The sequence below is a fragment of the Candidatus Fusobacterium pullicola genome (genome assembly GCA_018883725.1).
Taxonomy (GTDB): domain Bacteria; phylum Fusobacteriota; class Fusobacteriia; order Fusobacteriales; family Fusobacteriaceae; genus Fusobacterium_A; species Fusobacterium_A pullicola.
This window is the reverse complement of sequence record JAHLFN010000073.1, coordinates 1-22,906: the sequence shown is the minus strand read 5'-3', so window position 1 is coordinate 22,906 and position 22,906 is coordinate 1. Positions and strand designations below refer to the sequence as shown.

Genomic DNA, 22,906 nt, shown 5'->3' with positions numbered 1-22,906 from the left:
CTCCTTTTTATAATTCTAGTTCTTCATCTTTTCCCTTAGTTTTTCTTATTACTTTCTTTTTTTCAACTCTATTCTCTTGAATATAATCTTTTTCTTCTCTTTTAGAAATTATTTCTGTTTTTATTTCTATTTTTTCTTTAGAAATAATCTTTTCAATATTTTTAAGATGGTATAGATTATAAGACAAATTTGCCTCAAAAGCTCCCCAATTATTAATTGATATTTTATCTTCTAAATTTTTAAGATTATTACAATTTTTTATTACATCAATAGGATTATTAAATATTTCTATTTCTGTTTTAGCTTTTTTATATTTATACTTAAATTTTTCAACTAATCCTTGCTTTTCATTATTCTTATATAGAACTTCTTTTCCTTCTTCTTGCCAAAGTCCTTCTTTTTTACCATCTATATAATTTCCTTTAGTAATTAATTTATCTCCTTCATATTCTAAATAAATCCCATTTTTTAAAGGATTATTATATGCTCTAGGAGCTTTTTCATAAATTACTATCTTATTTTCTAAATACTCTATATTTAATCTTTTCATTTCAATTTGTTTTTCACGTTTTGTAATATAATCTTCTCCTTTTTCATAAAAAGAAATTTCTTTTAATTTACCTTCAGAATACTTTAAGGTCGTTTTTAAATCTTCAAGTATATATTTATTTATAAGAGTTATTTCTCCATCTTTTGTATAAACTTCTATTTCACTATTCTTAAAAAGCTTGTTATTCCTTAATGCTTGATACCTACTTCCATCACTGTACTCTTCATCTATTTGTCTAATATTATTCATTATTTCCTCCATTATTAAATATTAGAATAGAAAATTCTTATTAAAAGCTATATTGATTATTCAATTTCCAATGTCCATTTATTAAAAATAAGATACAAAAAATATTATTTATATTTCCTCTATTTTATTTTTAAAGCTACTCCTTATAACAAAAGGAGTAGCATAAACTTAATCTTCATAAGGTTCTAATATAATATCTTTACTTACAAATAATCCTGCTGTTACACTTGGACGAATCCAAATTTTTGGTTGAACATTTAATGTTTTAGTTGCATAAATATTTCCTACATTTATTGCTTGTTCTCCAGCTCCTTGCCCTGCTGATGTTTTCCAGCCATCATCTTTATCTTCTGTTACAACTGCTGTTCCAGCCCCTAATATTGCTGACATAAGTACAGACATAAATACATCTGCTAATCTTGCATCTACTTTATCTTTTAATCCACTTTGTCCCATTCTGTCAGTAGCATTCATAGCCCCAATATCAATAGACTTCATATTAGGTAATGTAATTCTATTAAATACTGCTTGAGCCCTGTCTTGTCCAAAACTTACATTTGAATTATATTTACCCATTACAATACTTCCTGCTGGAATAAGTAATACTCTTCCAGTCGCTGTATCATAAACATCATTTTGAACATACCCTAAAACGTCCCCGGGGTTATCAGTTACTATTCCTGTTACTAATGTAATTGGAATTATAGTCCCTGCTTTAACCTCGAAAGGAGAAATTGGAGCTGTTAATGGTTTTTGTAATACAAAATCATTTATGGACGCATTTTTTAAAAATTCTGCTTTCTTTTTTTGATAATTAGGGTCGCCTTCCATATCTGGATATGGTGGAATAACTAAATCTGGAAATGTTAAACTTAAAGAATCATTATTATTAGAAGTTCGAGTATTCCCTCTTGATAAAATAGGAGAAAGAGGAGTTGTCTTTCTTGCTTGTTCTATTCTTAATCTCTCCATCATTAGCTCATCAACATAATTTGTTTCTACTATATTTTCTACTTCTTTTTCTTCTTCAATTTTTATAGTTTCAAGTACTGGATTTCCTTCATTTGTTATTTCTTCTTTATCTTTAGCTGTCAGATATTCTATAATGTTATTTTTTCCAGCATTCATTTGTTGTAAATTATTATCTACTTTTTCTTTTTTCTCTTCTTTTCCACAGCCTTTTATATAAATTGAAGAAAAAATTAAAAATAAAATTATTAAAATTAAACCAAAAATATTCTTATAATTGACTTCTCTACCTTCGCCCTTTGGGATAGCTTTCTTTATATTTTCTTTTAGCTTCATAGAAAGTCCCCCTATCTATCTCTTTTTTGATTAATTATTTTTATATCTTTATTATTCAATCTTAAATATCCTTCCTTGAATGTTCTATTAATTTGCATAACCTTTTGTCCTGATTGATTTCTTTTTACGTTTGCCATTATGATAGAAGGTTTTCCGTCGTTTCCCTTCATATAAAATGCAGGGACATCTTCAGTTTTTTCAGAGAAATAAATATAAGTTCTTTCACCATCATCAGAAATTGAAATAGGACTCCATTCTAAGTTTTTCTTCCATCTATATTGAAAATTCATATCTTCAATATTAGTTACACTTAAAGGAATTTCATATTTTTTTTGTTCTAATATTTTATTTTGTTCAGCTATTTTATCTTGAGGATATATAAAGTTAATAACTGGATTAAATATATTGCTATTTTCTTTAGAAGAAACAACATTAAAATAATATTTCTCTCTATCAGTTGTTACAAATAAATTTGTACTTACTCCATATTCCAATGGTTTTATTACAATTTGATTACCTTGATTTATTGCATTCCAGTAGTAACTATCTCCAAAAATAATACTTTTTACTTGTTCTGTATCTCTAAAATTTATAGCTGTTGCAACCAATGGTTTAGCATAAATTTTGTAGATATTATTTTGTAAAAAAATCTGTTCTTTAACTTCCTGCTTCTTAGCTGATACTATTAAATCTGTTTTTAATCTTTGTTCTCCTGCCAATGCTAGAGAACTTAAAATAGTTAAAAATATAAATATTTTTTTCATAATCTCTCCTATTTTTTATGTTCAAATTCTTCTGTTTGAACAAAATCAATAATTTTTATTCCTAATGGGTTGTTTACTACCTCTAATGGACTTTTCATTTCGGTAATAAATTTAATAGTAAATATACCCATATAAATTTTTTCAAACTTTACATTTCCATCTTTATCACTTATTCTTAATTTCCATCTTAATTGATAAGAATTTTCAGAATCCAATTTAACTCCTGTTAAGAATACAGGCTCTACTCTATATTGTTTTTTAACAAATTCTTTATAATCATCTGACATCAAATATAAATTTGATTTATTTTTAGTATTCTCTGTCATCAAATATTTAGCTTTCTCTAAATTTTTTTCATATAATTTAATATCTGATGTTAATAACTTAGTTTTCTCAATAAAAGAGAAAAGTGTACTTATAATTTGCTCTTCTGGAATCATCTTTTTCTGTGAAGCTAATTTTTCAATATCTCCTGCTACTACATATTCTTTTCCAATTCTCTCTACTAAAAATGTTTGTATTCCATTAGCTTTAGAATTTTCAACTAATCCATATCCTAAAAATGTAGTAGTTAATAAGGATAAAGCTAATAATAACTTCAAGTTATGATTTTCTTTTTTTAAGTGCAAAATAATATTTTTAGGTTCTTCTCCATTAATCTCTAATTTTTGTTTTTTCTTATTTTTAAAGCTTGACATTAGAAAGTTCATTATTCCTCCTTAAAAACAAGCTCCAGCTGAAAGGTTCGTAAACCATGTTACTGCTGTTTCAACATTTGCCATAGCCCACCCTGCTATTATTCCTCCTACACCTATAACGGCTACTGGCATTGAACGACTTCCAAGGAACATGTTGAGTATGAATGTTACTATTCCTATTGCTAAAACAAAATAACCTATTGTTTGCGTAAATTCCAATCCTTTCTCTAGAGTATCAACAACATCAAGCCCAGCTAAAGTTCCTTGAGTTACGATAGCACTTATTATAAATAGTGCTAATAATAATAGTTTTTTGTTTTTGAAAATTTTTCTTTTCATTTTTCTTTACCTCCTGTAAAATATTAAATATAAAATAGGTGCATATTTTATACAAAATATGCACCTATTTAAAACACTATAAAGGAGAATTTATGAAGATTAAAAGTACTGGAAATAAAAAAGGACAAGAAGTTAGATACATTAATTCCAATGATATTATTAGGTTAAAAGAATATTTTAGAGATAATAATAAAATAATTATTTTGTCTATTTTTAATATTGGACTTAATACAGGATTGAGAATATCTGATATACTAAATTTAAAATTTGAAGATGTTAATAAAAATCGAGCTAAGATAGAGGAAATAAAAACAGGTAAAAGTAAAGTTATTTATTTTAATAAGGTGTGTATGCAAAGTATAAAAGAACTAAAAGAATATTATAAAAGTAAGAAAATTAAATGTAATTCTTTCTTATTTAAATCTTCATTTAATCCAAATAATTCTATTTCTTATTCTGCTGTAATTCAATATTTAAGAAAAGCTAAATTAGATTTAAAAATAGAATATGAAATAGGAACTCATAGTTTAAGAAAAACATGGGGATATGCAGTTTATAAAAAGACTAAAAATATAGGACTACTTATGATTGCATTTAATCATAGTAGTCCTAAAATTACATTAAGGTACATTGGAATAGAAGAAGATGATATAGCTAACATTATGAAAAATACATTATTATAATCTTATAATTTAAAATATAATGGCTATAAAGTTCATTTTATCAAAAGGGAAGGTTTTCTCCTTCTCCTTCCTTTTTAAATATTTTTTTCTAATTTTTTTATTTCTCCATTTTTGATTTTGGAAATAATTTCTTCATATTGAGCTTTTGTTAGATATTCTAAAAAATTTTTATTCATTTTATCTCTCATATATTTAAAAATTAAATAATCTTTAGAGAGAACCAATAAAGTTCTTATTTGCTCTTCAGTTATTTCTTCTATTATGATATTTTGATTTATTTTTTTTGTATCTTCTATTCTTTGTTTTAGAAAGGCTTCTCCAAGTTGGGATAATTTGTTTTTTTCATCTAAAGAGATATTATCATAATTTAAAATATATCCAATTAAAGAATGATAATTAGGTTTATCTAAGACTTTCTCTAAACCTAAAGTTATTTCTAAAATAGTTCCTGCTAATATTAAATTATGTGTTCTTTGTTTTCTAAGTAATTTATTCAAATTTTTATTCTCTATACTCTCCAATTTTTTTATTTCTCGAAGAGTTTTTTCCAGTCGATTATTAATTTTTTCTAATTTTATTTTTTTTATTTCTAGCTTTTCCATATTATTCTTTCTCATAGTCATCATCTTTTTTTATTTTTAAACTTCCTCTATGTCTTAAAGAAGTACCTCCTAAAATTGATTTTAATTTGTTTTTTAAATTAGTAATTTCAAAACTTTTCTTTTCATTCCTTAATTTAGGAGTAGTTATACTCTCAAATTGTTGTAACTTCTTCCATCTAAATACTTTTTGTTTATTTATTTTTATACTACTATTAATACTATCTTGTTCAATACGAAGAGTTTTTAAATTTTCTCTTTTTTCTTTTAAAATTTCATTAGCTTCCTTATCTATATTTTTAGAATGGATATGTTGTTGAAGTTTTTCTAATTGTTCTATTTTTTCAATATTATTAAGCTTATCTTTATTTAATCTTTCAATTTCAATAATTATTTTTGAATAATCTCCATTTGTTTTCATATCATAAATTGAAGTCCTAATATTTTTTATATCAGCTTCTTTCTTAGCTTTATCAACAAGAACATCTATTTTTGATTTTTTTTCATTTAAGACTTTTAATTCACTTTGAAGTGTATTATAATATTTTTCTTTTTCTTTAGTTGATAAATTAGAATAATAGTCATATAATTTTTCATCAGAAAATTCTTCTAGTTCATATAATCTTCTGATAATTTTTTCTTTAGCAAGATTATATTTATTATTTATAAATACTTGTTTTCTAAGTAATTTATTTTCATCATAAATATCTTTTATTTCTATACTAATAAAATATTCTTTCAATTCCATATATCTTTTATTTTGAATATTATTCTTTTTAAGAATTTCAAACTCATTATAATTTTTAAAATACTCTTCTAACTTCATATATCTATCATTATAATTCATTTGAGATTTTAGCTCTTCAAATTCTTTTATTCTTTCAGCATGGGCTTGTCTATTCATTATATTCTTAGTAATATTTTTCATATTAGATTGCATGTATTCAATTTTAGCTTTGTCTTTCTCTAATTTTTCTATTACTATATGTTTTTCCATGACTAAATTGAACATTTCTAAATTAAGTGTTTCTTGTTTAGTATTTTTATATTTCTCCAACTTAATTTTATAATGTTCCTCTTTAATTTCCTTTATAATTCTAGCTAATTTAAATTTATCTACTGCCTTTTTTTCATCATCTGATAATCTAAATTTATTTTTCCATTTATAATAAAGTTTTCCAGATATATTTACAGGTTCTCTGTCTAGCATTTCAGCTTTTAAATGATTTTTTTTTCTTAATTCTTCTAACTTTTGTTCGTATAAAGATTTTGAATTAATTAATTCTATATTTTTTTCTCTTAATTTTTCATTAGCAATTTTCTCCCATAATTGTCTAGTATGGTATAAAAATTTTTTGCTTTGCAAATTTCTATCTTTCTCTAATCCCCCAAAATCTGGACGTTTAAAAAAAAAGTTTTCTTCTCTTTCTTTTCCGTCTAATTTTCTTTCTGAAAAAATTATATGGCAATGAATATTATTTATTCCTTCTTTTGAACTCTCTTTTTTATGAATCGCTAAAGAATAAACATAATTTTTTCCTAATAATTCTTTGGCATACTTTTCTGCAAGTTCAATATTTTCTTCATCTGATAATTCTGTTGGTAATGAAAATTCAATTTTTCTATATTTTGTTCTATCAACACCTTCATAATAATCTCCAGCTTCCCAGAACTTTTCAGCTTTTCCTTCACAAAATTCAGGAAGATTATAACTAGCAGAGTATAAAAAATCTTCTTTATATGAATATTTACCATTACGTGAATTATAGTTATATTTTGCTAATCCACTTTTTTTACTAGTATCCATATGAAAATTGAATATAGCCATAATAATCCTCCTTTCATTCTAAAAAGTTAATAAAGTAATTTTCCACTCGCAAGAGTTCAATTTGCAAAATTGATATATCACGATAGCATATTTTTAATATGCTTAATCGTGCATTATCTTCTATTTTAAAAAACTGCTCAACGCAGGTTTTTAAAACTCGGCTCTTTACTTTCCTAAGGTTAGGGACACTTGGAGCGAAGATAATGTCTATTAGTTTGCCTATTTTTTCAATTTTTGAGTTATTCAAATTGTAACCTATATTTTTAAATATTTCAAGTTTTTTGTACTAAATCCAAAATGATGTCTTTATTAATAAAAATTAGATTACTGAAATCTATTGAAAAATAATACTTTTTTGTGTATAATTAAACTTAATAAGAGTTGCATACTTTGTATAAAATATTTACTTATGCCTCCTATCAAATTTAGTTCTTTTCTATAATGGCTATAAAGCTCTTAAATATATTTTAAACCCATTTCAATGTTTTAATCAATAGTTTTATCATTTAATTATTTAAAATCTCTTTATTCAATAAATTAAAAGCTTTAAATTAATATTAATATGTTGGTTTTTATTTTTTCTTAAATTTTTTTATTTGCTATAATTTTTTTTAATTTATTATTTTATAAAGTAATTCTTCTTTTAAAAATAATTTTTTTAGAGAATCTTTTAATATAATCTTTTAATATAATCTTTTAAATAATTTTACCCCCTTCAAAACCCTTAATTTTCCTAATCTCTGAAACATATTAAGGCAACATTTTGGATTTAAGAACCTTAATTTTTCAAGGTTTTTATTTTTTATAAGACATCATTTTGGATTGTTCAAGGCAACTTATTGGATTGGTTAAGACATCATTTTGGATTATTTAAGGCAACTTATTGGATTAGTTAAGACATCATTTTGGTTTTTAAAAAAAATTAATTTTTCTATTGAAAATCATTGAAAAATATAGTATTATAATAATATAAGGCAACATATAAAAAAAAAGTTGTCTTGTGTAAAAATATTTAGGAGATTTTATATGGGAAGAACTAAAAAAGAAAGCAATGAGTGTACTAATATAGTGCAATACGAAGTTAAGTATCATAATGACCTAAATTTATTAAACTTTAGTAAGTTCAAGGAAAAAGAATTAGATTTATTTTTTGCTCTTTGTTATAAAGCTAATGAACAAAATACCAATATATTAGAAATAAATTTTGATGAATTAAAAAAGATTATAAATTATAATCATGTTGGTATTGCTAGATTTACAGAATATCTTGAGAGTATTAATGATAAATTACTGACTATGAAATTGAAGTTCAAAAGTGAAAAGAAAACAACAGCATTTGTATTATTTAATATGTATAGTATAGACCATACAGAAAAAAATATTGTTATACAAGTAAATGATAGTTTTAGTTATATGTTAAATAATTTTATACAGCAATATAGCAAAATGGATTTAATTCAATTTTCACAACTAAACTCAACTTATTCAAAAAATTTATTTAGACTATTGAAGCAGTTCAGTAGTACTGGTTGGTATGAGATTTCAATAGAAAAATTTAGAGAAGAGCTTGGAGTTCCTACAACATATAGAATGACTCATGTTGATGTGAGAGTACTAAAACCTATTAAGCAAGACCTTGAAAAATATTTTCCTGATTTTCAAATAGAAAAAATAAAAGAAGGGAAAAGTATAAAAAAATTAAAATTCTCTTGGAAAGTAGAAAAAGAAAGAACTCGTAGTAAGAGCAAAAAAGAAGTAGTAATCTCTGAAGAATTAGATAATGCTATAAAAAAAGCTATGCAAAATAGATTTATAAAACCTTTTTTAAATGCTAAAAATCTACAAAAAATCTTGAATCATTTTCAAAAAGAAAAGGTAGTAATAGAAGGATTAAAATTTGCTTATAAAAATATAAATACAGAATTTAAAAATATAAATTATTTGATAAAAACAATAGAAAGTTCCAAAGCAGAACCTAAGTTAGTAGTATCTGAAGTAGAGGAAGTTAAAGAATTATCTTCTAAATCAGAAAGTAAAAGAAAAAAGACTAATATAGAACCTAAAAATAAATTTGAAGATTTAGATGAGTATACAAAACTTAAAGTTGAAGAAATAGCACTAAATGATTTAGAAAAAGATATTCCAGCTTTTAATATTGAAGTTATGTTAGAAATGAAAGAAAAACAAAAAGATTTATACTATTCAACATTAAAAAAGTATTTATCTAATGCTATTGAAAAGATAGAAAAAGGGGAGAAATAATATGGAAATAAAAAAAGAGGGAGTTAGATTTTTAATACTTGTAGCATTATTTATAAATTGGTTTATTGGAAGAATTATCAGTATAATATTTGTTTTTAATATACTTAATTTATTTTTGAAGTTAATAGCTCATTTTTCTTTTATTGTTATGTTAGTAACATTTTATACAGACAATGATAAAAAATGGATTGTTTTATTCAATACTTTATTTTTCTTTGGAGTATATTATGGAGCTAATTTAATACAAAAATGGAATATAGAAATTCATGATTATCTATTGTCAAAACTAGTATAATTAAAAAATAATATCATTAGGAAGAGAGAGCAAGGAAGAAATGTACTGCACCCAAAATCTTAGACATCTAAGATGGAGGGTGTAGTTTTTTTATAAATTTAATTTATTTTCATTTAAAAGTAAAAAATTAGTCATAGTTTTATACCTTTTTTCTCTTGGAGGGGTCTTAAAAACGATTTTACGAGGTAATTTTTTTATAAATAATGTAGAACTTCCTCAAGAGTCAATTCCTGTATCTATTTCAATTCTTTTTTATTTTTCAGCCTTCGAATTATCACAAATTTTCTTCCTTTCAGTCGTAAATTCAACATCAGGCTCTTCAAGTTTTTAGAAAATTTTTTACTCCACTCTGTTCCATAAAAATTTTTCTAAAAAATGTTGATTTTACTTGAAAATTTGCTTTTTCTTGGCTATCTAAAAAATAAAAAAAAGAAAAAATTATTTTGATGGGGAGAGTGTAAAAAACTTCAACTGTTCCTACTTCAAGATAGTTTATAAAAATTAGGAGGTTTCAAGATGAGAATAGAAACAATAAAATCATTGGAAGAAATTAGAAAAGGAACATTTTTTTATCAAAAAGAAAAAGGAAAAGAATATGAAATAGGTTGTTATGAAGGTAGTCTTAGAATTAGAGATTTTCAAAATTTAATATCATATTATAAGACTACTGTTGATAATTCAGTAACAGTATTAAAAAATATTTTAGAAAAATATAATACTATTGATATTGAAGAAGTTATAAAAGTCCTACCTCAAGAAGAGTTTGAACATGATACTTTCAAAAAGAGTAATACATTTAATCCTTTTTTTAAAAGAATAGAAGGAGAATTAGAAATAAAATTAAAAGCTGGAACAGGAAGAAGATTAACAAAAACTCAAATTAAAAAAATCCTATCACATGTAGACACAATAGGAGAAATTGAATCTTCATATAGTGATGACTATGCTTATGATTATGCTATGAATTATTTTAAAGGTGTAAAAATGACAAGTGTGGAAATTATGTATGATGTCATAAATTATTTTAATAGTGCTTTTGTAGAAAAAAGTAAAGAAGTAATATTATTAGTAGCAGGATATTCAAAAACAATAATAATAAAAAATCCAAATTTAAAATTTATAGAAGTATAAGAAAGGGAAAGAAATTTTTCTTTCCCCTCAACAAAATTAGGAGGAAAAAATTATGTTAAAATTAAATAAAATTTATGTTATTCAGCCTTTAGAAGTAGAGATAGGGAATATAATATTATTTCAAGACGAAAAAATAAAAATACTAGAAATAACATTAAACAAAGTTAAATTTCTTAGATGTAAAAATAACGAAATCTTAGAAGTACCATCAAAAGCATTAGAAATAGCAGTAGATTAAAATAAAAATGCAAGGGACAGATTTGTCCCTTGCAAAATAGGAGGGATAAAATTATGAATCAATCACAAAGAATAAATAATAGATATAACGAATTAACAGACTTAGAATATCAATTTTATGAAGAAAAAGCCATAGAATTATGTGCTAGAGAAATTGGAGCAACTACATTAAATGAAAATCAATTAAAAATATTTCAAGCTTTAAGAGAAGTATATATTAAAGCAGTAATGAAAGAAGAGATATTAAATACTGAACTATCTAAAAATAATTTATTTTCAGGAATAACAATAGAACATAGAAAAGATGTAGAATTATATTCAAAAAAGGAAGAAGAAAAAGATATGTTATGGTATGAAATAGTCCTTAACTAATTTTAAAAAGTGGGTTGACAAAACACTCAAAATATTATATAATTATAATATAAAATAAAAGCTACCTTATCTGGCAAATAAGATAGCTTTCAAATGATATAATGTATCTAGCAAATATTATTATATCATTCTTTTACAAAAAATACAAGGGAGTGATATTATGAAATTATCAAAATTAAATAGCTTTATTATGCAATTAGGAATAGAATTGCATTTAGGAGAAAACTTTATGGAAGGATATACAATAGTAAAAAATATGCCTTTTATAGAGTTAAAAAAATTAGTAGAAAACAAAGAATAGTTTAAGATAATTTGCAAAGGACAGATTTGTCCCTTGTAAAATCTTATTGAAAGGGATAAAATATATGGAAAAAAGAGTAACAATTAATTATAAAACTGATGGAAGATTAAATTATGCTAGAATAAATCTGAATAAAGACTTAAATAATCTTTTAAATTTATCAGAAGAAAATAATCAAGTATTACTAGAATATATAAATAATGAAATAATTTTAAAACCAGTAATACTAGGAATAGCAGAACAAATAACTAAAGTTGAAGAAAATATAATATATATGAAAAATATTTCTAAATTAAGTTATGAAAAATCAAAAGGTTTATTCAAATTATTAATTCCATTAGGAATAGCAAAAAAATGGGAATTAGAAAAAAATAATATAGTAGATATGATAATATATGAAGATAAAATAGTTATTAGACCTTATAAGGAGGAAAAAGTGGAATTGGAAAATAAATTATTACCAATATTTGCATTTAAAGTTGTTAAAGGTGGAGTAGGAAAAACATTTTTTTCAACACAAATAGCAACTGGATTAGGAGCAACAGGAATTAAAGTATTATTTATAACATTAGACTCTCAAAATGACGCTTTAGATATGCTTTTAAAAAGTAAAAGCGAGTTAAATGAGAAAACAGAAAAAATGGAAAAAATATATAAAACTTTTGACAAAGATGAATATAAAATAAATAAAAATTGTAAAGGATTAAAATATTGGATAAAATATGGAACAGGGGAATTAGTTAAAGTAAGAGAAAATGTAGATTATATTCCATTAGAAAGTCCATTTACTGCAACAGCTAAAACAAAAGAAAATTTTGAAAATTTCATAAAAGAGGTAAGAAAAAATCATAATTATGATTGTATAATAATAGATAGTCCTCCAACAGAAAAAATAGACCAAATAATATTGAATCAAGCAACTAAACTTATTATTCCTGCTTATGCTGATAAATTTACTGTAAAAGGAATAGTTACTGCCATAGAAGAGGCAGGAGTCAATAAAGTTGCTTCAATACTTTTTAATAGATATGACGATACAACAGTAGAAAAAGAATATTATGAAGAAGTACAAAAAATAGTAAAAGATACAGGGATATATTGTCCAGAACCTATTAAAAGAATGGCTATTATTACTAAATTATTGAATGATAGTAAAACTATTTGGGAAAGTGGCGACCAAAGATTAATACCTGTTCAAGAAAAATTAACGGAATTATTAAGAATATTAATAGAAGAAATAGAGGGATAGTATGGGAAAAGGTAGACCAGATTTAATATCATTAAGACAACAAATACAAATTAGAAAAAATGAAGTAAAAACTACTTCATTAGAAGAGAAAAAAATATTAAAAATGGAAGATTTAGATTTATCAATAGCAAATATAACAGAAGATGAAGGAGTAAATCAAAAATTAAGAGAGAGTATATTTGACTTCATCAACTATACAGCAACAAGTAAATTATGGTATGGAGAACATTTTCAAAAGGTATTTGAAATACTTGGAAATGGAGAAAATGCAAATCAATATACAAGTTATTATAATGAATATCTAAAGCTAGTAGGAGTAAATCCTAAAACAGCTAGAAGATATAGAAAGAGATACCAATATTATAGAGATTTAAAAAATGAAAATTTAAAATCACTTATAGCAGTAATAAGTGATGAAGATATAGAATATTTGGATAAAAATCCTGATTTTTTAAATAGATTGACAATAGAATATGAGGATAAAAAAATAACTAAAGATGAGTTTAAAAGCTTAAAAAAATTAGAATATAAAGAAAGTATAGTTGTAACAGATGATATAGAAATACTTCCAGCATTTAATATAGAAGATTTTTCTATGAAATTAGGGGAAGTACAAGAAAAAGTAAAAGAAATAAGAATAACTGAAAAAAATAGTAGTAAAATTAATGAATTACAAAAGTATTTAATAAAAATAGAAAAAGTATTACAAGAAATAAATTAGGAGTTAAAATATGGGTGAAAAAAAGAATGTTATGATTTTTATAGATTATGAAAATCTACATAAAACTTTAATAAAAAATAATCAAAATCTAATAGGAACTTTATTTTTTGAAAAATTAAAAAAATGGTGTGAAGAAAAATGTTTAAGAATATTGGATATAAAAGTATATTGTAATTTTGATATTGATGATTTATACCAAAGCCATCATCAATCAAAATTGCAAGAATATGGGATAGAAACTTATCATACATCTAATAAAGGAAAAAATTATTCAGATTTAAAAATAACAACAGATTTATTAGAAGAATTATATGAAAATTCTAATATAGATGGATTTATTATCATTTCAAATGATAAAGATATGACACCTTTGATAAAAATTATAAAAAGATATAAAGAGTTTGTATATTTATTAACTAATCAAAATAGTTATGATATCAATTTAAGAAATTTCCCAGATGAAATATATATATTGGAAGAAACAGTTTTTAAAATAGAGGAAGAAAAAATTAAAAATGAAATAAAAAATTATAAAAAATATGAAGAGAATATTGTAAAAAGTTTGGAAGATTATGTAGATAACACAAGAGTTTTAAAAAATAGAGATTTAGAATATATTATAAAATCAAATATTCCATATTTTAAATTACCTAATTATGAAATTCTATATCATTATAAAAATGCAGTACAAAATTTAAAATTAGAAGTCTATAAATATAAATATAATGAGAAAGATTTATATAGTGTCTATCCAACAAGTAAAAAAGAAGTTTATTTAAATAATAATTTATTTGTAGAAGGAGATATACTTACTAAAGAAAAAGCAGTAGAATTTTTAGAAAAAGAAATAGAAAAATCTTACTCTATAGTTAGAAATTAAATTGACAAATAGTTAATAAAATGGTAAAATAAATTACAGGAATTGAAGTAGTACAATGAATTGAAACTTAAATGAATTGAACTTATGTGAATTGAATTTTAAATGAATTGAAGAAAAATCCCTCGATATAGAGGGATTTTTCATTTTATAAAGAAAAAGGAAGAACTGACATCAAAAGTCAGTTCTTTTTTTTATTGGATCTCTTTTTTTATTTTTCAGCCTTCGAATTATTGCAAATTTTCTCTTTGAGAGAAAAAATCAACATCATGCTCTTTGAGTTTTTAGAAAACTTTTTTCTCCACTCTGTTCCATAAAAACTTTTCTAAAAAATATTGATTTTTTCAGAAAATTTGGCTCTTTCTCGGCTATCTAAAAAATAAAAAAAAGAAAAAAATTATTTTGATGGGGAAGGTGTAGATCCTTAACAAGATAGTTTATAAAAATTAGGAGGTTTTATTATGATGACAACAGCAACTTACACATCAACTAAATTAGAAGGGTACAGACATATCTTTATCACTAAAGGGGTACAAACAGAAATTGACGTAAGAGAAGTAATGATGATAGTATCAGCGATCAGATTAAGAGAAGAAGAAGAAAAAGAAAAAGGACTAGATTATTTCCAAATCTTTGAGTTTAAAGATACAAAAATGGTAAATAGACAAGAAGAACCAAAAAATAAAAGAGAATTTGAATTAGGACATAAAACAACTGAAAAAAAATTATGGTGTGTTTTAGGAGAAGATGAAAAATTCGGAGAATACTGGACAATAATGTACCCAAGCGAATATTAAGACTAAAAAAAGGAAGAGGGTATATCTAAAGGATATACCCTCATAAAAAAGGAGGAATTGAGAATGTTAAATATTAGATTATATGATGATATAAAAAGAATGATAGAAGTAGAAGGAAGTAGTGAAGATATTTTAAGAAACTTTTTTAATGAAATGATAGAAGAAAAAAATTTAGATCTTTCTTTTTATCAATGGTGTAAAAAAAATTTACCTTTTAAATCAATAGGAAATATTTATGTTTATGCAGAGGAAAGATTAGGGGAACAGATAGAAGAAGTAAAAAAAATAATAGAAAATGAAGGGTACGATATAGAGGAGCTTGAACTAGAAGAGGTAGAAGAAATTATTAAAAAGAAAAAACTTGAAAAAGAGGTTGAAAATTTTTTTAGAGAGTATGTAATAGAAGAGATAGATAATTTATTAAATGATAAAGTTGAAAAATAGTAGATCTAAAGAAGAGGGTATATCTAAAGGATATACCCTCATAAAAAAGGAGGAATTGAGAATGTTAAATATTAGATTATATGATGACCCAGAAAAAATGCTAGAAATAGAAGGAAGTAGGGAAGAAATTTTGAGAAGTTTTTTTAATGAAATGGTGGAAGAAAAAAATTTCAACATAGCTTTTTGTGAATGGTTTAAAAAAAAATATTACTTTTTTAGAATAGGTAATTATTATGCTTGTGCTAATGATGACTTAGTACAACAGGTATTAAGATTAGAAGAGTTAATAAAAAATAAAGGTTATTCAATATATGAGCTAAAATTAGAAGAGATTGAAAAAATAATAAAACAAGAGAATGAACTAGAAGAATTACTTGATGGACTTACAGATAAAGAAATTGAAGAAGTATTAGAAACAAAAGAAATATTAAATAAAATGTTAAATAAGTAAGGGAAAATATAATTTTCCCTTACTTATTTTCTGATTTTTTAAAGTTGAATAGATAAGAACGGCTATATCCAGTTCTTTTTATACATTCCTCTAAAGATATTTTTTTATCTAACCATAGTTGAATATTTTTTTTCATATCTTCAGTCATAATTTTCTTTTTGCTTTTTTTAGGAGTACTTGGAAAAAGAGCTTTTTTTATATTAAAAATAGTAGCTCTTTTTAGATTGCTAAGTTTTATACATTCTTCTAAAGATATTTGAGAATTTGTAAATAATTCGATAGCTCTTCGTTGTTCTGATGTTAAGTTATCTAAGGCACTAGGACGTCCAACTGGTTTACCAGTTTTACGACTAATCATTCTTCCTTTTGAATCTCTTGGTAAATTAGCATATCCTTCACTTTGTCTAATATTCCTTTTTTCATTTTCTTTTTCAGCAAAATAACCAAGAAGATGTAATACAATAGGTTGTAAAAGTTCTCTTTCCAATTTACTCATCCCAAATGTATTGAGTAAAGGTTGTTCTAAGAACTCTAAATAAACTCCTTTTTTATCTAATAATTCAAAATTATTTTTTATTTCTTCATTATTCCTTCCAAGTCTATCAAGTTCCTTTATTACAATAATATCTCCTATTACTACTTTAGCAAGAAGTTTTTCCCAAGCTTCTCTTCCTACAAAAGTAGTACCACTACTTTTATCACTGAAGATATTTTCTAAAGGTACTCCAGATGAAATAAGAGCTGTTCTTTGTCTAGTTTCATCTTGTTGTCTTGTTGATACACGAATATAACCATATTTCATATTATTTATCCTTTTTAATAATTTTTCTATCAAATAACTTCTTAATAAGAGATATGTATAAAATATATAGTAAGCATTGTAGCGAATAAACAAAAAAGAATATTACTTCTATCTAAAAGTATATTAAAAGGTTTTAATTTAACTATTTTAAAAACTATTACTAACAAAACTAGCAAAAATCCTTGTATTAATATTGCTTGAATTATATCTTCTAAAAAAGATTTTATTAAAAATATACCTTTTTTCTTACTGATAATATTTCCAATAAAAATTATACTTAACAATTTAATATAATCTAATTGTATTTCTTTTGAAAAAAGTTTTTTTAAATTAAAATTTTCTTCTAATATTAATTTTCCTAATTTAATAATATACATCATAAAAAAACCAGATATATATAAAAAAATATATTATCATTTTTTCTCCTTTTTTAAATTCTATGGTGTAATTTTTTAAAATAGTAATTTCTTATAAATTCTATATCCTTTTGTTTTAACTCTTCTACTATTGGTTATTCATAGCTAATCTGAAAGCTTCAGCTAAATTATTACTTAATTCAGCTATACTTGTCCATAGCCAATATGTTTCAAAAGTATCATCTGTATAATATCTGATATATTCTTCTTTAGTTTCTTCCCAAGTTTTATTAGGAAGAGAACATTCTTTTAAAATAGTTTCATTTCCATATGATTCTATTTCTTTTATAATAGATTCTAATACTCCTATATATCCTATTCCTCTATCTTCTATATCTTGGAATAAGTCTTTTTTAATATTTTTTTCATCATTTAGAGCTTCATTGACTAATTTTCCATCAACAAATACTTGATTATTGGAAATTTTTATATTGTTTCCTTTATAAACTTTTCCATTGATAATAGTTTTTTCAACAGAACCCTGTACTATAATATCTCCACTATTAGTATTATTAGAGATAATATTTTTTTTCATAAATAAATTAGCTTTTTCTTCTAAATCTTCCCAATCAAAATATTCTTGAGGATATTCTTCCTTGCTATTAGTTTCTCCTATAATACATACAAATATTTTTCCTCTTTTATAGGTAAATCCTTTAAATTTATATAGATGTCCCCATCTTAATCTATATTCATCTTTTATTTCTTCTTTGGTTTTGATAAAACCACTAAATTCTTTTAAAAATTTTATTGGTTTTTCAGCTTCATAACATTCAGCTAACCTTTTATATGCTTCATCACAAAAAGGTGCACAATATTTCTGTCCATCATAAGTATAAGAAGATTTGCAGTTCTGTGAACAGTAACCTTTATATTTTCTATCCTCTGATATTTGCATAACTTTTCCTTTATGTAATATATACCCCATTTTTCCTCCAGTATTTTATGGTTCTACTTTTTATTTATATCTTCTAATTTTTGAACTTCTTCTCTAAATGAGTTATAAAATCCATTTAACATATCATATAGTTTATAGTCTTTTGGAAGATAAACTTCTAAAGAATATCCTGTTAGAAATACAGGAATTATTCTAAAAGTATAATTCTCATCTTCTTCTAAAAGTTCATTCTGCTTTTCTAAAATATCTTCAATTTTTTCTACTCTAATTTCTTTTATCTTAATCATATTTTTACCTCTCCTTTTCTTGCCATTTTGCTACATCTACTAACTTAGTATCAGAAAAATAACTTCTGCCACATTTTGTACAATGGTAGTTTACTTGATTATATTCTTTTGATAAAGATTTTTTTAAACATTTTCCGATAGGTTTTCCTTTTTTATCAATATTATAATCTTTAAGCAATATTTCAGTTAAAATTATTTTTAATTTACCTTCACATTCATTACATACCCAAAATCCCATTTATTTCACCAACTCTGCTATATTAGTTAAGTGTAAACCTCTTTTTCATTTCAAGTTAATAAATTCAATTCTCATAAATATTATAGCATTTTTTTTAAAAAAAGTCCAAATAAGTCTATAAAACCTATGTTTCAAAAAATATAATTTAAAGACTAAAAAAGACTAAAATATTATTGTTTTTTGTATAAAATCTAATAGTCTATAAAAGTATACTTTTATAGACTTATGGACTAAAAGGTAACAAGAGAAAAATCTCTTGTTTTTTTATTAATAATAATTATTATTATTTTAAAAATCATATGATGGAAATAGAAGTCTTAGATCATATATTAGTTAATAATACCAACTATTTCAGCTTTAGAGAAGAAGGATTAATATAAAGGTATAAAAAAGAGCCAATAAAGACTCTTTTTATAGTTCAAAATCATCTTCTTTGTCTTTAGATTTTCTTTTAATTATTTTTTTAGAATTTGTTTTTTCATTTGATTTTTCTTTATTTTTTTCATATTCATTATATCTTTCTAATAAATAACTTGAGGCTTTTTCTGCTTCAGAACAAGCTCTAAATAATTCATTATAGTCATTTTTTAATGCTTCAATCCAAGATTTTAAATAATTACTATGATCGTTGAAATGTTCTCCTTCAATTTTAAAACCTAAAGATGTTTCAGTAAATAGACTTCCTAATTCTGCTACTAACTCTTCTTTAGCATAACTTGGTGTTCCAAAATGCCCTGTTTGATCTCTATTTAATCTACTTTCATGCCCTGTACTGTGACACATTTCATGTAAAGTTGTTCTCATAAAAGCTTCTTCTGATTTAAAAGCTTTTCTAATAGGAAGAACTATTTCATCTTTTGATGGGGAATAATAAGCTTCTGGTTGAGCAATTTCTCTTATTTTAACTTCTGAAGATTTAATAAAATTATCCACAGTTTTTAATATATCATCTTTAGTAAAAACAGTTTTAGAATATGGAGGAATCCCCTCTATTTGTTCAGCATTAAAAACAATAAAATAGTTTACTATTGGTTTAGATAAAGTTTTTTCTACCTCTTTTTCTAAACCATCTTCATCTTTTTCTTTTACTTTTTTTGTAAAAATCCATTTTTCACATAGTATTCCTTTTGCTCCTTTTTTTATTTTCCAATTATTCTCTTGAGCTTGTTTAAATGTCAACCAACGAGGATCTTGATAATTGTTATCAATAGCTTCAAGCATTAATTTAAATCTATTTCCTCCTTTATAATGTAGATCTGATACTGGATTTTGTGGAAGAACAGCTAAGTTGCTCCACCCATTTTTTGTAAAAAAATATCCTTTTTCCATATTTTCAATAATTCTATTAACCAGTTTTTTTCTTTCTTCTATAACTATATCAAAAGCTGTTTTTTTCATATTTTTCTCCTTATTTTATAGGTTCAAAATTTATATAATTTTTATCATTAACTTTATTGATTTTTAATTTTAATTTTCCAGAGTATTCTTTACCAGACTTAGTTTTTAGCTTGATTGTAATATGTTGATTATTTAGTAGAGATTTAGCTCTACCATCAGTAATGTTTATAGTGTTATCAAAATATTTCATTTTTTCCCATAAAGAGAAAGTACAACCATTTTTATAATTACTACAATAATAATTGATTAGTCCAGATTTAGTTTTTCCTTTATAAATAGGACTATTACAAATAGGACAATTTCCAAAACTTTCTTTTTCTACACTCTTTTTAAATTTATCAGGAAGAGGTACTATTTCTTTATTGTCTACTATTTTTTTAACTGCTTCATAAACATTATCTATTAATACATTAGGATCTGCTCCTTTTTTTATTTCTTCTTGATATGTCCACCATAATGCTGTCATATCAGGTTTCTTTAATTCATCAGGAAGTGTTTTTAGAAATTCTCTCCCTATATCAGTAGTTCTTATTGTTTTATCTTTCTTTTCTATATATTTTCTTTCAAATAAATTTTTTAAGATTGTTGATACAGTAGCTGGAGTTCCTATTGATCCATTTGCTCCTTCAATATCTTTGTCTTTAGCTTTTAATATTTCTCTAATTTTTGGATCTGCTACATATTTAGAAATACTATTCATATCTCCAAGAAGTGTTTCATAAGTATATCTTTTAGGAGGGGTAGTTTCTTTTTCAATAATATTACTTTCTATGTATTTAGCACTGTAAGTTCCAGCAAGTAATTTATGAATATCACTTTTTTCTTCGTCCTCATCTTCTAATTTATCTCTTAAATATGCTCTATACCCTAATTCTATATATTTTGAAGAAGACGATGAAAAGTCATTTTCTGTAAAGAAAGATAGACTTACAGTTGTCTTTTCTTTTAGAGCTTTAGGCATAAATTGAATTAAATAATAATCTGATATTGCTTTATAAACATTTTTTTCTTTCTCACTCAACAAAGAAAGATCTAGTTCTATATTTGTTGGGATAATAGCTGTATGGGCAGAAATTTTAGAATCATCAAAAGCTTTTGAAACAATTTGAGTACTTATTTCAGGAACATATAAATCAAGATTTTTTAAAATTTGTTTAATTGTTTCAGGAGCTTCACTAAACTGTGCTGATGTTAAATATTGACAATCAGATCTATTATATGTGATACAATTATAGTTATCTCTTAAATTTTGGGTAATTTCCATGACTTCATCAGGAGTATAATCAAATTTCTTAGAACAATACTGTTGTAATTTTAATAAGTTAAAAGGTAGTGGAGCTGGTTCTTTTGACAATTCTTTTTTTACTACTACTTTAAACTCATTTTGTGATTTTAATAAATTGATAGTATCTTCTAAATGAGTTTTAATAAATTGTGGATCTAATTCTTTTTGTTCATTGGGTAAATGATATTTTAACTTACATGTATAATTATTTTGAAGTTCATTAAACAGTTTCATCATTTGAGAACAATATTTTTTCCCTAATTCTTTATCGTGGAAATTTTGTTGATATAGTTCTTTTTGAAGTAACATTTCTTCTCTTTCTTTTGGATTAGATTTTCTTTGAATTTCCAATGAAGAAAATAATTCAAAAATTTTCTTTTTAATATGGTTTTCTATTTCCAGATCTCGAGTATATACTAAATTTAAAGTTGGGGTTTGAACTCTTCCAATAGTTAAAGTTCCAGAACCAAATCGAATTAAGTCAATCTCATTTTCTAAATTAATTAATGTTGCTAATCTAGTTAAATTAATTCCTGTTAAATAATCACCTATACTTCTAGCATAAGCACTTTTTCCTAAATTAATATAATTTTTATTATCTTCAATTTTTGAAAAGGCTATTTTAATACCATTTAAAGTAGTATCATTTATTAATACTCTTTCAACAGGCTTTTTATTATTTATAAAATTAAGTAATTCATCAATTATTAATTGTCCTTCAGAGTCAGGATCTCCAGCATGAATAATAGATTGAACTTCAGGTTTTTTTATTATATCTGAAATAATATTAAATAAGTATTCTTTACCTTCAATAATAGATAATTCCCACTCAAATTTAAGTGGTAAATCTTCATATTTCCAATCCTTCAATCTTGGATCATATTCTTCTGGAAATTTATTTTTTAATAAATGTCCATATGTCCAAACAATATAGTAGTTTTGAGATTGAATATATCCTTTTTTTCTAGTTGTAACTTCTCCTAAGGTTTCTAAATATTTACTAATACTATTTGCAACTTGTTCCTTTTCTGCAATAATTAGCTTCATGTTTATTTCCTCCTTTTGTTAGTTTAATAATTACTCCATCTTTAAATTTTATAAGAATTTTAGTTTTGAGATTTCTACTCATTCTTAGACTTTTTATATCATTAAATGTGTACTTAAAATTGAGTGAAAAAAGAATATGTTTCATTAATAATTTTTTAAAACATACATATCTAAAAAACTGTCTATTTTCTCTTGGTTTAGTTTTATAAAATAATCTATTAAATCTCATAAATTCCTCCTTATAATTTTTCGGTTTCTGTTAACTTAAATCTATGTAAACCACTCCTAATCCTTTGTAGTATAATAATTTGTCAAAGATTATTTTTCCTCCCTCATTTTGAGGGAAATACAATAAGAAAAGGAGTAGTTACTAACTATGTCTA

The 22,906-nt window shown here is 23.9% G+C and carries 28 protein-coding genes; 14 read left to right on the top strand and 14 right to left on the bottom strand.

The features are described 5' to 3' along the window. Positions 1–7: 7 nt before the first annotated feature. The 5 genes from IAA47_08220 to IAA47_08200 all read right to left on the bottom strand — a co-directional run bounded on the left by IAA47_08220 (position 8) and on the right by IAA47_08200 (position 3,905). Positions 8–799, bottom strand: a complete 792-nt coding sequence (locus IAA47_08220) for a hypothetical protein (GenBank protein MBU3842945.1) — start codon at positions 797–799, stop codon at positions 8–10. 168 nt (positions 800–967) lie between these two features. Further along, on the bottom strand, positions 968–2,104 hold the full coding sequence (locus IAA47_08215) for a TrbI/VirB10 family protein (protein ID MBU3842944.1): 1,137 nt from the start codon (positions 2,102–2,104) through the stop codon (positions 968–970). 11 nt (positions 2,105–2,115) lie between these two features. Beyond that, positions 2,116–2,868: a TrbG/VirB9 family P-type conjugative transfer protein gene (locus tag IAA47_08210; GenBank protein MBU3842943.1), complete on the bottom strand. Its 753-nt coding sequence runs from the start codon at positions 2,866–2,868 to the stop codon at positions 2,116–2,118. Positions 2,869–2,876: 8 nt separating this feature from the next. Beyond that, positions 2,877–3,578: a type IV secretion system protein gene (locus IAA47_08205; GenBank protein ID MBU3842942.1), complete on the bottom strand. Its 702-nt coding sequence runs from the start codon at positions 3,576–3,578 to the stop codon at positions 2,877–2,879. Positions 3,579–3,587: 9 nt separating this feature from the next. Continuing rightward, complete coding sequence (locus IAA47_08200) at positions 3,588–3,905, bottom strand: hypothetical protein (protein ID MBU3842941.1); 318 nt, start codon at positions 3,903–3,905, stop codon at positions 3,588–3,590. Between the two features lie 92 nt (positions 3,906–3,997). Between IAA47_08200 and IAA47_08195 the strand changes: the two genes are divergently transcribed. Further along, the gene (locus IAA47_08195; protein ID MBU3842940.1) at positions 3,998–4,588 is read left to right on the top strand and encodes a tyrosine-type recombinase/integrase; all 591 of its coding nucleotides are present in this window, start codon (positions 3,998–4,000) and stop codon (positions 4,586–4,588) included. Between the two features lie 74 nt (positions 4,589–4,662). Here the strand turns inward: IAA47_08195 and IAA47_08190 are convergent, their stop codons facing one another. Together IAA47_08190 and IAA47_08185 are read right to left on the bottom strand one after the other, a co-directional pair. Next, the gene (locus IAA47_08190) at positions 4,663–5,205 is read right to left on the bottom strand and encodes a hypothetical protein (GenBank protein MBU3842939.1); all 543 of its coding nucleotides are present in this window, start codon (positions 5,203–5,205) and stop codon (positions 4,663–4,665) included. Further along, on the bottom strand, positions 5,192–7,015 hold the full coding sequence (locus tag IAA47_08185) for a MobA/MobL family protein (GenBank protein ID MBU3842938.1): 1,824 nt from the start codon (positions 7,013–7,015) through the stop codon (positions 5,192–5,194). Before IAA47_08185 ends, IAA47_08190 begins: the two co-directional genes overlap by 14 nt. Before the next feature lie 1,026 nt (positions 7,016–8,041). On the opposite strand from IAA47_08185, the gene IAA47_08180 reads away from it, so the two are divergent. The 12 genes from IAA47_08180 to IAA47_08125 all read left to right on the top strand — a co-directional run bounded on the left by IAA47_08180 (position 8,042) and on the right by IAA47_08125 (position 16,152). Beyond that, positions 8,042–9,277: a replication initiation protein gene (locus IAA47_08180; GenBank protein MBU3842937.1), complete on the top strand. Its 1,236-nt coding sequence runs from the start codon at positions 8,042–8,044 to the stop codon at positions 9,275–9,277. Between the two features lies 1 nt (position 9,278). Further along, the gene (locus IAA47_08175; GenBank protein ID MBU3842936.1) at positions 9,279–9,572 is read left to right on the top strand and encodes a hypothetical protein; all 294 of its coding nucleotides are present in this window, start codon (positions 9,279–9,281) and stop codon (positions 9,570–9,572) included. 516 nt (positions 9,573–10,088) lie between these two features. Beyond that, positions 10,089–10,703: a hypothetical protein gene (locus IAA47_08170; protein ID MBU3842935.1), complete on the top strand. Its 615-nt coding sequence runs from the start codon at positions 10,089–10,091 to the stop codon at positions 10,701–10,703. Positions 10,704–10,755: 52 nt separating this feature from the next. Beyond that, positions 10,756–10,941, top strand: coding sequence for a hypothetical protein (locus tag IAA47_08165; GenBank protein MBU3842934.1), 186 nt, complete (start codon positions 10,756–10,758; stop codon positions 10,939–10,941). Positions 10,942–10,994: 53 nt separating this feature from the next. Then, a complete protein-coding gene (locus IAA47_08160) occupies positions 10,995–11,312 on the top strand; it encodes a hypothetical protein (protein MBU3842933.1) in 318 nt (105 codons plus the stop codon). Between the two features lie 160 nt (positions 11,313–11,472). Beyond that, positions 11,473–11,613 (top strand): hypothetical protein, encoded by a 141-nt coding sequence (locus tag IAA47_08155; GenBank protein MBU3842932.1) that lies wholly within the window; start codon positions 11,473–11,475, stop codon positions 11,611–11,613. A 64-nt stretch (positions 11,614–11,677) separates the two neighbouring features. After that, positions 11,678–12,862, top strand: a complete 1,185-nt coding sequence (locus tag IAA47_08150; protein MBU3842931.1) for a ParA family protein — start codon at positions 11,678–11,680, stop codon at positions 12,860–12,862. Position 12,863: 1 nt separating this feature from the next. Next, complete coding sequence (locus tag IAA47_08145; GenBank protein ID MBU3842930.1) at positions 12,864–13,583, top strand: hypothetical protein; 720 nt, start codon at positions 12,864–12,866, stop codon at positions 13,581–13,583. Between the two features lie 10 nt (positions 13,584–13,593). Then, entirely contained in the window at positions 13,594–14,463 is an 870-nt protein-coding gene (locus tag IAA47_08140) for an NYN domain-containing protein (GenBank protein ID MBU3842929.1), read from the top strand. Between the two features lie 458 nt (positions 14,464–14,921). Continuing rightward, positions 14,922–15,257 (top strand): DUF960 domain-containing protein, encoded by a 336-nt coding sequence (locus tag IAA47_08135; GenBank protein ID MBU3842928.1) that lies wholly within the window; start codon positions 14,922–14,924, stop codon positions 15,255–15,257. A 63-nt stretch (positions 15,258–15,320) separates the two neighbouring features. Next, positions 15,321–15,701: a hypothetical protein gene (locus IAA47_08130; protein ID MBU3842927.1), complete on the top strand. Its 381-nt coding sequence runs from the start codon at positions 15,321–15,323 to the stop codon at positions 15,699–15,701. Between the two features lie 61 nt (positions 15,702–15,762). Then, positions 15,763–16,152 (top strand): hypothetical protein, encoded by a 390-nt coding sequence (locus IAA47_08125; protein MBU3842926.1) that lies wholly within the window; start codon positions 15,763–15,765, stop codon positions 16,150–16,152. A gap of 19 nt (positions 16,153–16,171) precedes the next feature. On the opposite strand, the gene IAA47_08120 is transcribed toward IAA47_08125, so the two are convergent. The 4 genes from IAA47_08120 to IAA47_08105 all read right to left on the bottom strand — a co-directional run bounded on the left by IAA47_08120 (position 16,172) and on the right by IAA47_08105 (position 18,793). Beyond that, a complete protein-coding gene (locus IAA47_08120; GenBank protein MBU3842925.1) occupies positions 16,172–16,954 on the bottom strand; it encodes a recombinase family protein in 783 nt (260 codons plus the stop codon). A gap of 504 nt (positions 16,955–17,458) precedes the next feature. Then, entirely contained in the window at positions 17,459–18,298 is an 840-nt protein-coding gene (locus tag IAA47_08115; protein ID MBU3842924.1) for a hypothetical protein, read from the bottom strand. Positions 18,299–18,321: 23 nt separating this feature from the next. After that, positions 18,322–18,555 carry a hypothetical protein gene (locus tag IAA47_08110; GenBank protein ID MBU3842923.1) on the bottom strand — a complete coding sequence of 78 codons (234 nt, stop codon included), beginning with the start codon at positions 18,553–18,555 and terminating at the stop codon, positions 18,322–18,324. Between the two features lie 4 nt (positions 18,556–18,559). Then, entirely contained in the window at positions 18,560–18,793 is a 234-nt protein-coding gene (locus tag IAA47_08105) for a hypothetical protein (protein MBU3842922.1), read from the bottom strand. Positions 18,794–19,092: 299 nt separating this feature from the next. Here IAA47_08105 and IAA47_08100 point away from each other — a divergent pair, with 299 nt between their 5' ends. Next, a complete protein-coding gene (locus IAA47_08100) occupies positions 19,093–19,173 on the top strand; it encodes a hypothetical protein (protein MBU3842921.1) in 81 nt (26 codons plus the stop codon). A 31-nt stretch (positions 19,174–19,204) separates the two neighbouring features. On the opposite strand, the gene IAA47_08095 is transcribed toward IAA47_08100, so the two are convergent. From IAA47_08095 to IAA47_08085, 3 genes are read right to left on the bottom strand one after another with little or no spacing between them, the layout of a single operon-like run. After that, positions 19,205–20,191 carry a DUF1738 domain-containing protein gene (locus IAA47_08095; protein ID MBU3842920.1) on the bottom strand — a complete coding sequence of 329 codons (987 nt, stop codon included), beginning with the start codon at positions 20,189–20,191 and terminating at the stop codon, positions 19,205–19,207. A 10-nt stretch (positions 20,192–20,201) separates the two neighbouring features. Further along, positions 20,202–22,523: a type IA DNA topoisomerase gene (locus IAA47_08090; protein ID MBU3842919.1), complete on the bottom strand. Its 2,322-nt coding sequence runs from the start codon at positions 22,521–22,523 to the stop codon at positions 20,202–20,204. Continuing rightward, positions 22,483–22,752, bottom strand: a complete 270-nt coding sequence (locus IAA47_08085; protein ID MBU3842918.1) for a hypothetical protein — start codon at positions 22,750–22,752, stop codon at positions 22,483–22,485. The genes IAA47_08090 and IAA47_08085 overlap by 41 nt, the downstream gene beginning before the upstream one ends. Between the last annotated feature and the right edge of the window lie 154 nt (positions 22,753–22,906).

Excerpts from the sequence above, each read along its gene's own strand:
- IAA47_08220 (MBU3842945.1), bottom strand. The coding sequence starts at position 799 with ATGAATAATATTAGACAAATAGATGAAGAGTACAGTGATGGAAGTAGG.
- IAA47_08215 (MBU3842944.1), bottom strand. The coding sequence starts at position 2,104 with ATGAAGCTAAAAGAAAATATAAAGAAAGCTATCCCAAAGGGCGAAGGT.
- IAA47_08210 (MBU3842943.1), bottom strand. The coding sequence starts at position 2,868 with ATGAAAAAAATATTTATATTTTTAACTATTTTAAGTTCTCTAGCATTG.
- IAA47_08205 (MBU3842942.1), bottom strand. The coding sequence starts at position 3,578 with ATGAACTTTCTAATGTCAAGCTTTAAAAATAAGAAAAAACAAAAATTA.
- IAA47_08200 (MBU3842941.1), bottom strand. The coding sequence starts at position 3,905 with ATGAAAAGAAAAATTTTCAAAAACAAAAAACTATTATTATTAGCACTA.
- IAA47_08195 (MBU3842940.1), top strand. The coding sequence starts at position 3,998 with ATGAAGATTAAAAGTACTGGAAATAAAAAAGGACAAGAAGTTAGATAC.
- IAA47_08190 (MBU3842939.1), bottom strand. The coding sequence starts at position 5,205 with ATGAGAAAGAATAATATGGAAAAGCTAGAAATAAAAAAAATAAAATTA.
- IAA47_08185 (MBU3842938.1), bottom strand. The coding sequence starts at position 7,015 with ATGGCTATATTCAATTTTCATATGGATACTAGTAAAAAAAGTGGATTA.
- IAA47_08180 (MBU3842937.1), top strand. The coding sequence starts at position 8,042 with ATGGGAAGAACTAAAAAAGAAAGCAATGAGTGTACTAATATAGTGCAA.
- IAA47_08175 (MBU3842936.1), top strand. The coding sequence starts at position 9,279 with ATGGAAATAAAAAAAGAGGGAGTTAGATTTTTAATACTTGTAGCATTA.
- IAA47_08170 (MBU3842935.1), top strand. The coding sequence starts at position 10,089 with ATGAGAATAGAAACAATAAAATCATTGGAAGAAATTAGAAAAGGAACA.
- IAA47_08165 (MBU3842934.1), top strand. The coding sequence starts at position 10,756 with ATGTTAAAATTAAATAAAATTTATGTTATTCAGCCTTTAGAAGTAGAG.
- IAA47_08160 (MBU3842933.1), top strand. The coding sequence starts at position 10,995 with ATGAATCAATCACAAAGAATAAATAATAGATATAACGAATTAACAGAC.
- IAA47_08155 (MBU3842932.1), top strand. The coding sequence starts at position 11,473 with ATGAAATTATCAAAATTAAATAGCTTTATTATGCAATTAGGAATAGAA.
- IAA47_08150 (MBU3842931.1), top strand. The coding sequence starts at position 11,678 with ATGGAAAAAAGAGTAACAATTAATTATAAAACTGATGGAAGATTAAAT.
- IAA47_08145 (MBU3842930.1), top strand. The coding sequence starts at position 12,864 with ATGGGAAAAGGTAGACCAGATTTAATATCATTAAGACAACAAATACAA.
- IAA47_08140 (MBU3842929.1), top strand. The coding sequence starts at position 13,594 with ATGGGTGAAAAAAAGAATGTTATGATTTTTATAGATTATGAAAATCTA.
- IAA47_08135 (MBU3842928.1), top strand. The coding sequence starts at position 14,922 with ATGATGACAACAGCAACTTACACATCAACTAAATTAGAAGGGTACAGA.
- IAA47_08130 (MBU3842927.1), top strand. The coding sequence starts at position 15,321 with ATGTTAAATATTAGATTATATGATGATATAAAAAGAATGATAGAAGTA.
- IAA47_08125 (MBU3842926.1), top strand. The coding sequence starts at position 15,763 with ATGTTAAATATTAGATTATATGATGACCCAGAAAAAATGCTAGAAATA.
- IAA47_08120 (MBU3842925.1), bottom strand. The coding sequence starts at position 16,954 with ATGAAATATGGTTATATTCGTGTATCAACAAGACAACAAGATGAAACT.
- IAA47_08115 (MBU3842924.1), bottom strand. The coding sequence starts at position 18,298 with ATGGGGTATATATTACATAAAGGAAAAGTTATGCAAATATCAGAGGAT.
- IAA47_08110 (MBU3842923.1), bottom strand. The coding sequence starts at position 18,555 with ATGATTAAGATAAAAGAAATTAGAGTAGAAAAAATTGAAGATATTTTA.
- IAA47_08105 (MBU3842922.1), bottom strand. The coding sequence starts at position 18,793 with ATGGGATTTTGGGTATGTAATGAATGTGAAGGTAAATTAAAAATAATT.
- IAA47_08100 (MBU3842921.1), top strand. The coding sequence starts at position 19,093 with ATGATGGAAATAGAAGTCTTAGATCATATATTAGTTAATAATACCAAC.
- IAA47_08095 (MBU3842920.1), bottom strand. The coding sequence starts at position 20,191 with ATGAAAAAAACAGCTTTTGATATAGTTATAGAAGAAAGAAAAAAACTG.
- IAA47_08090 (MBU3842919.1), bottom strand. The coding sequence starts at position 22,523 with ATGAAGCTAATTATTGCAGAAAAGGAACAAGTTGCAAATAGTATTAGT.
- IAA47_08085 (MBU3842918.1), bottom strand. The coding sequence starts at position 22,752 with ATGAGATTTAATAGATTATTTTATAAAACTAAACCAAGAGAAAATAGA.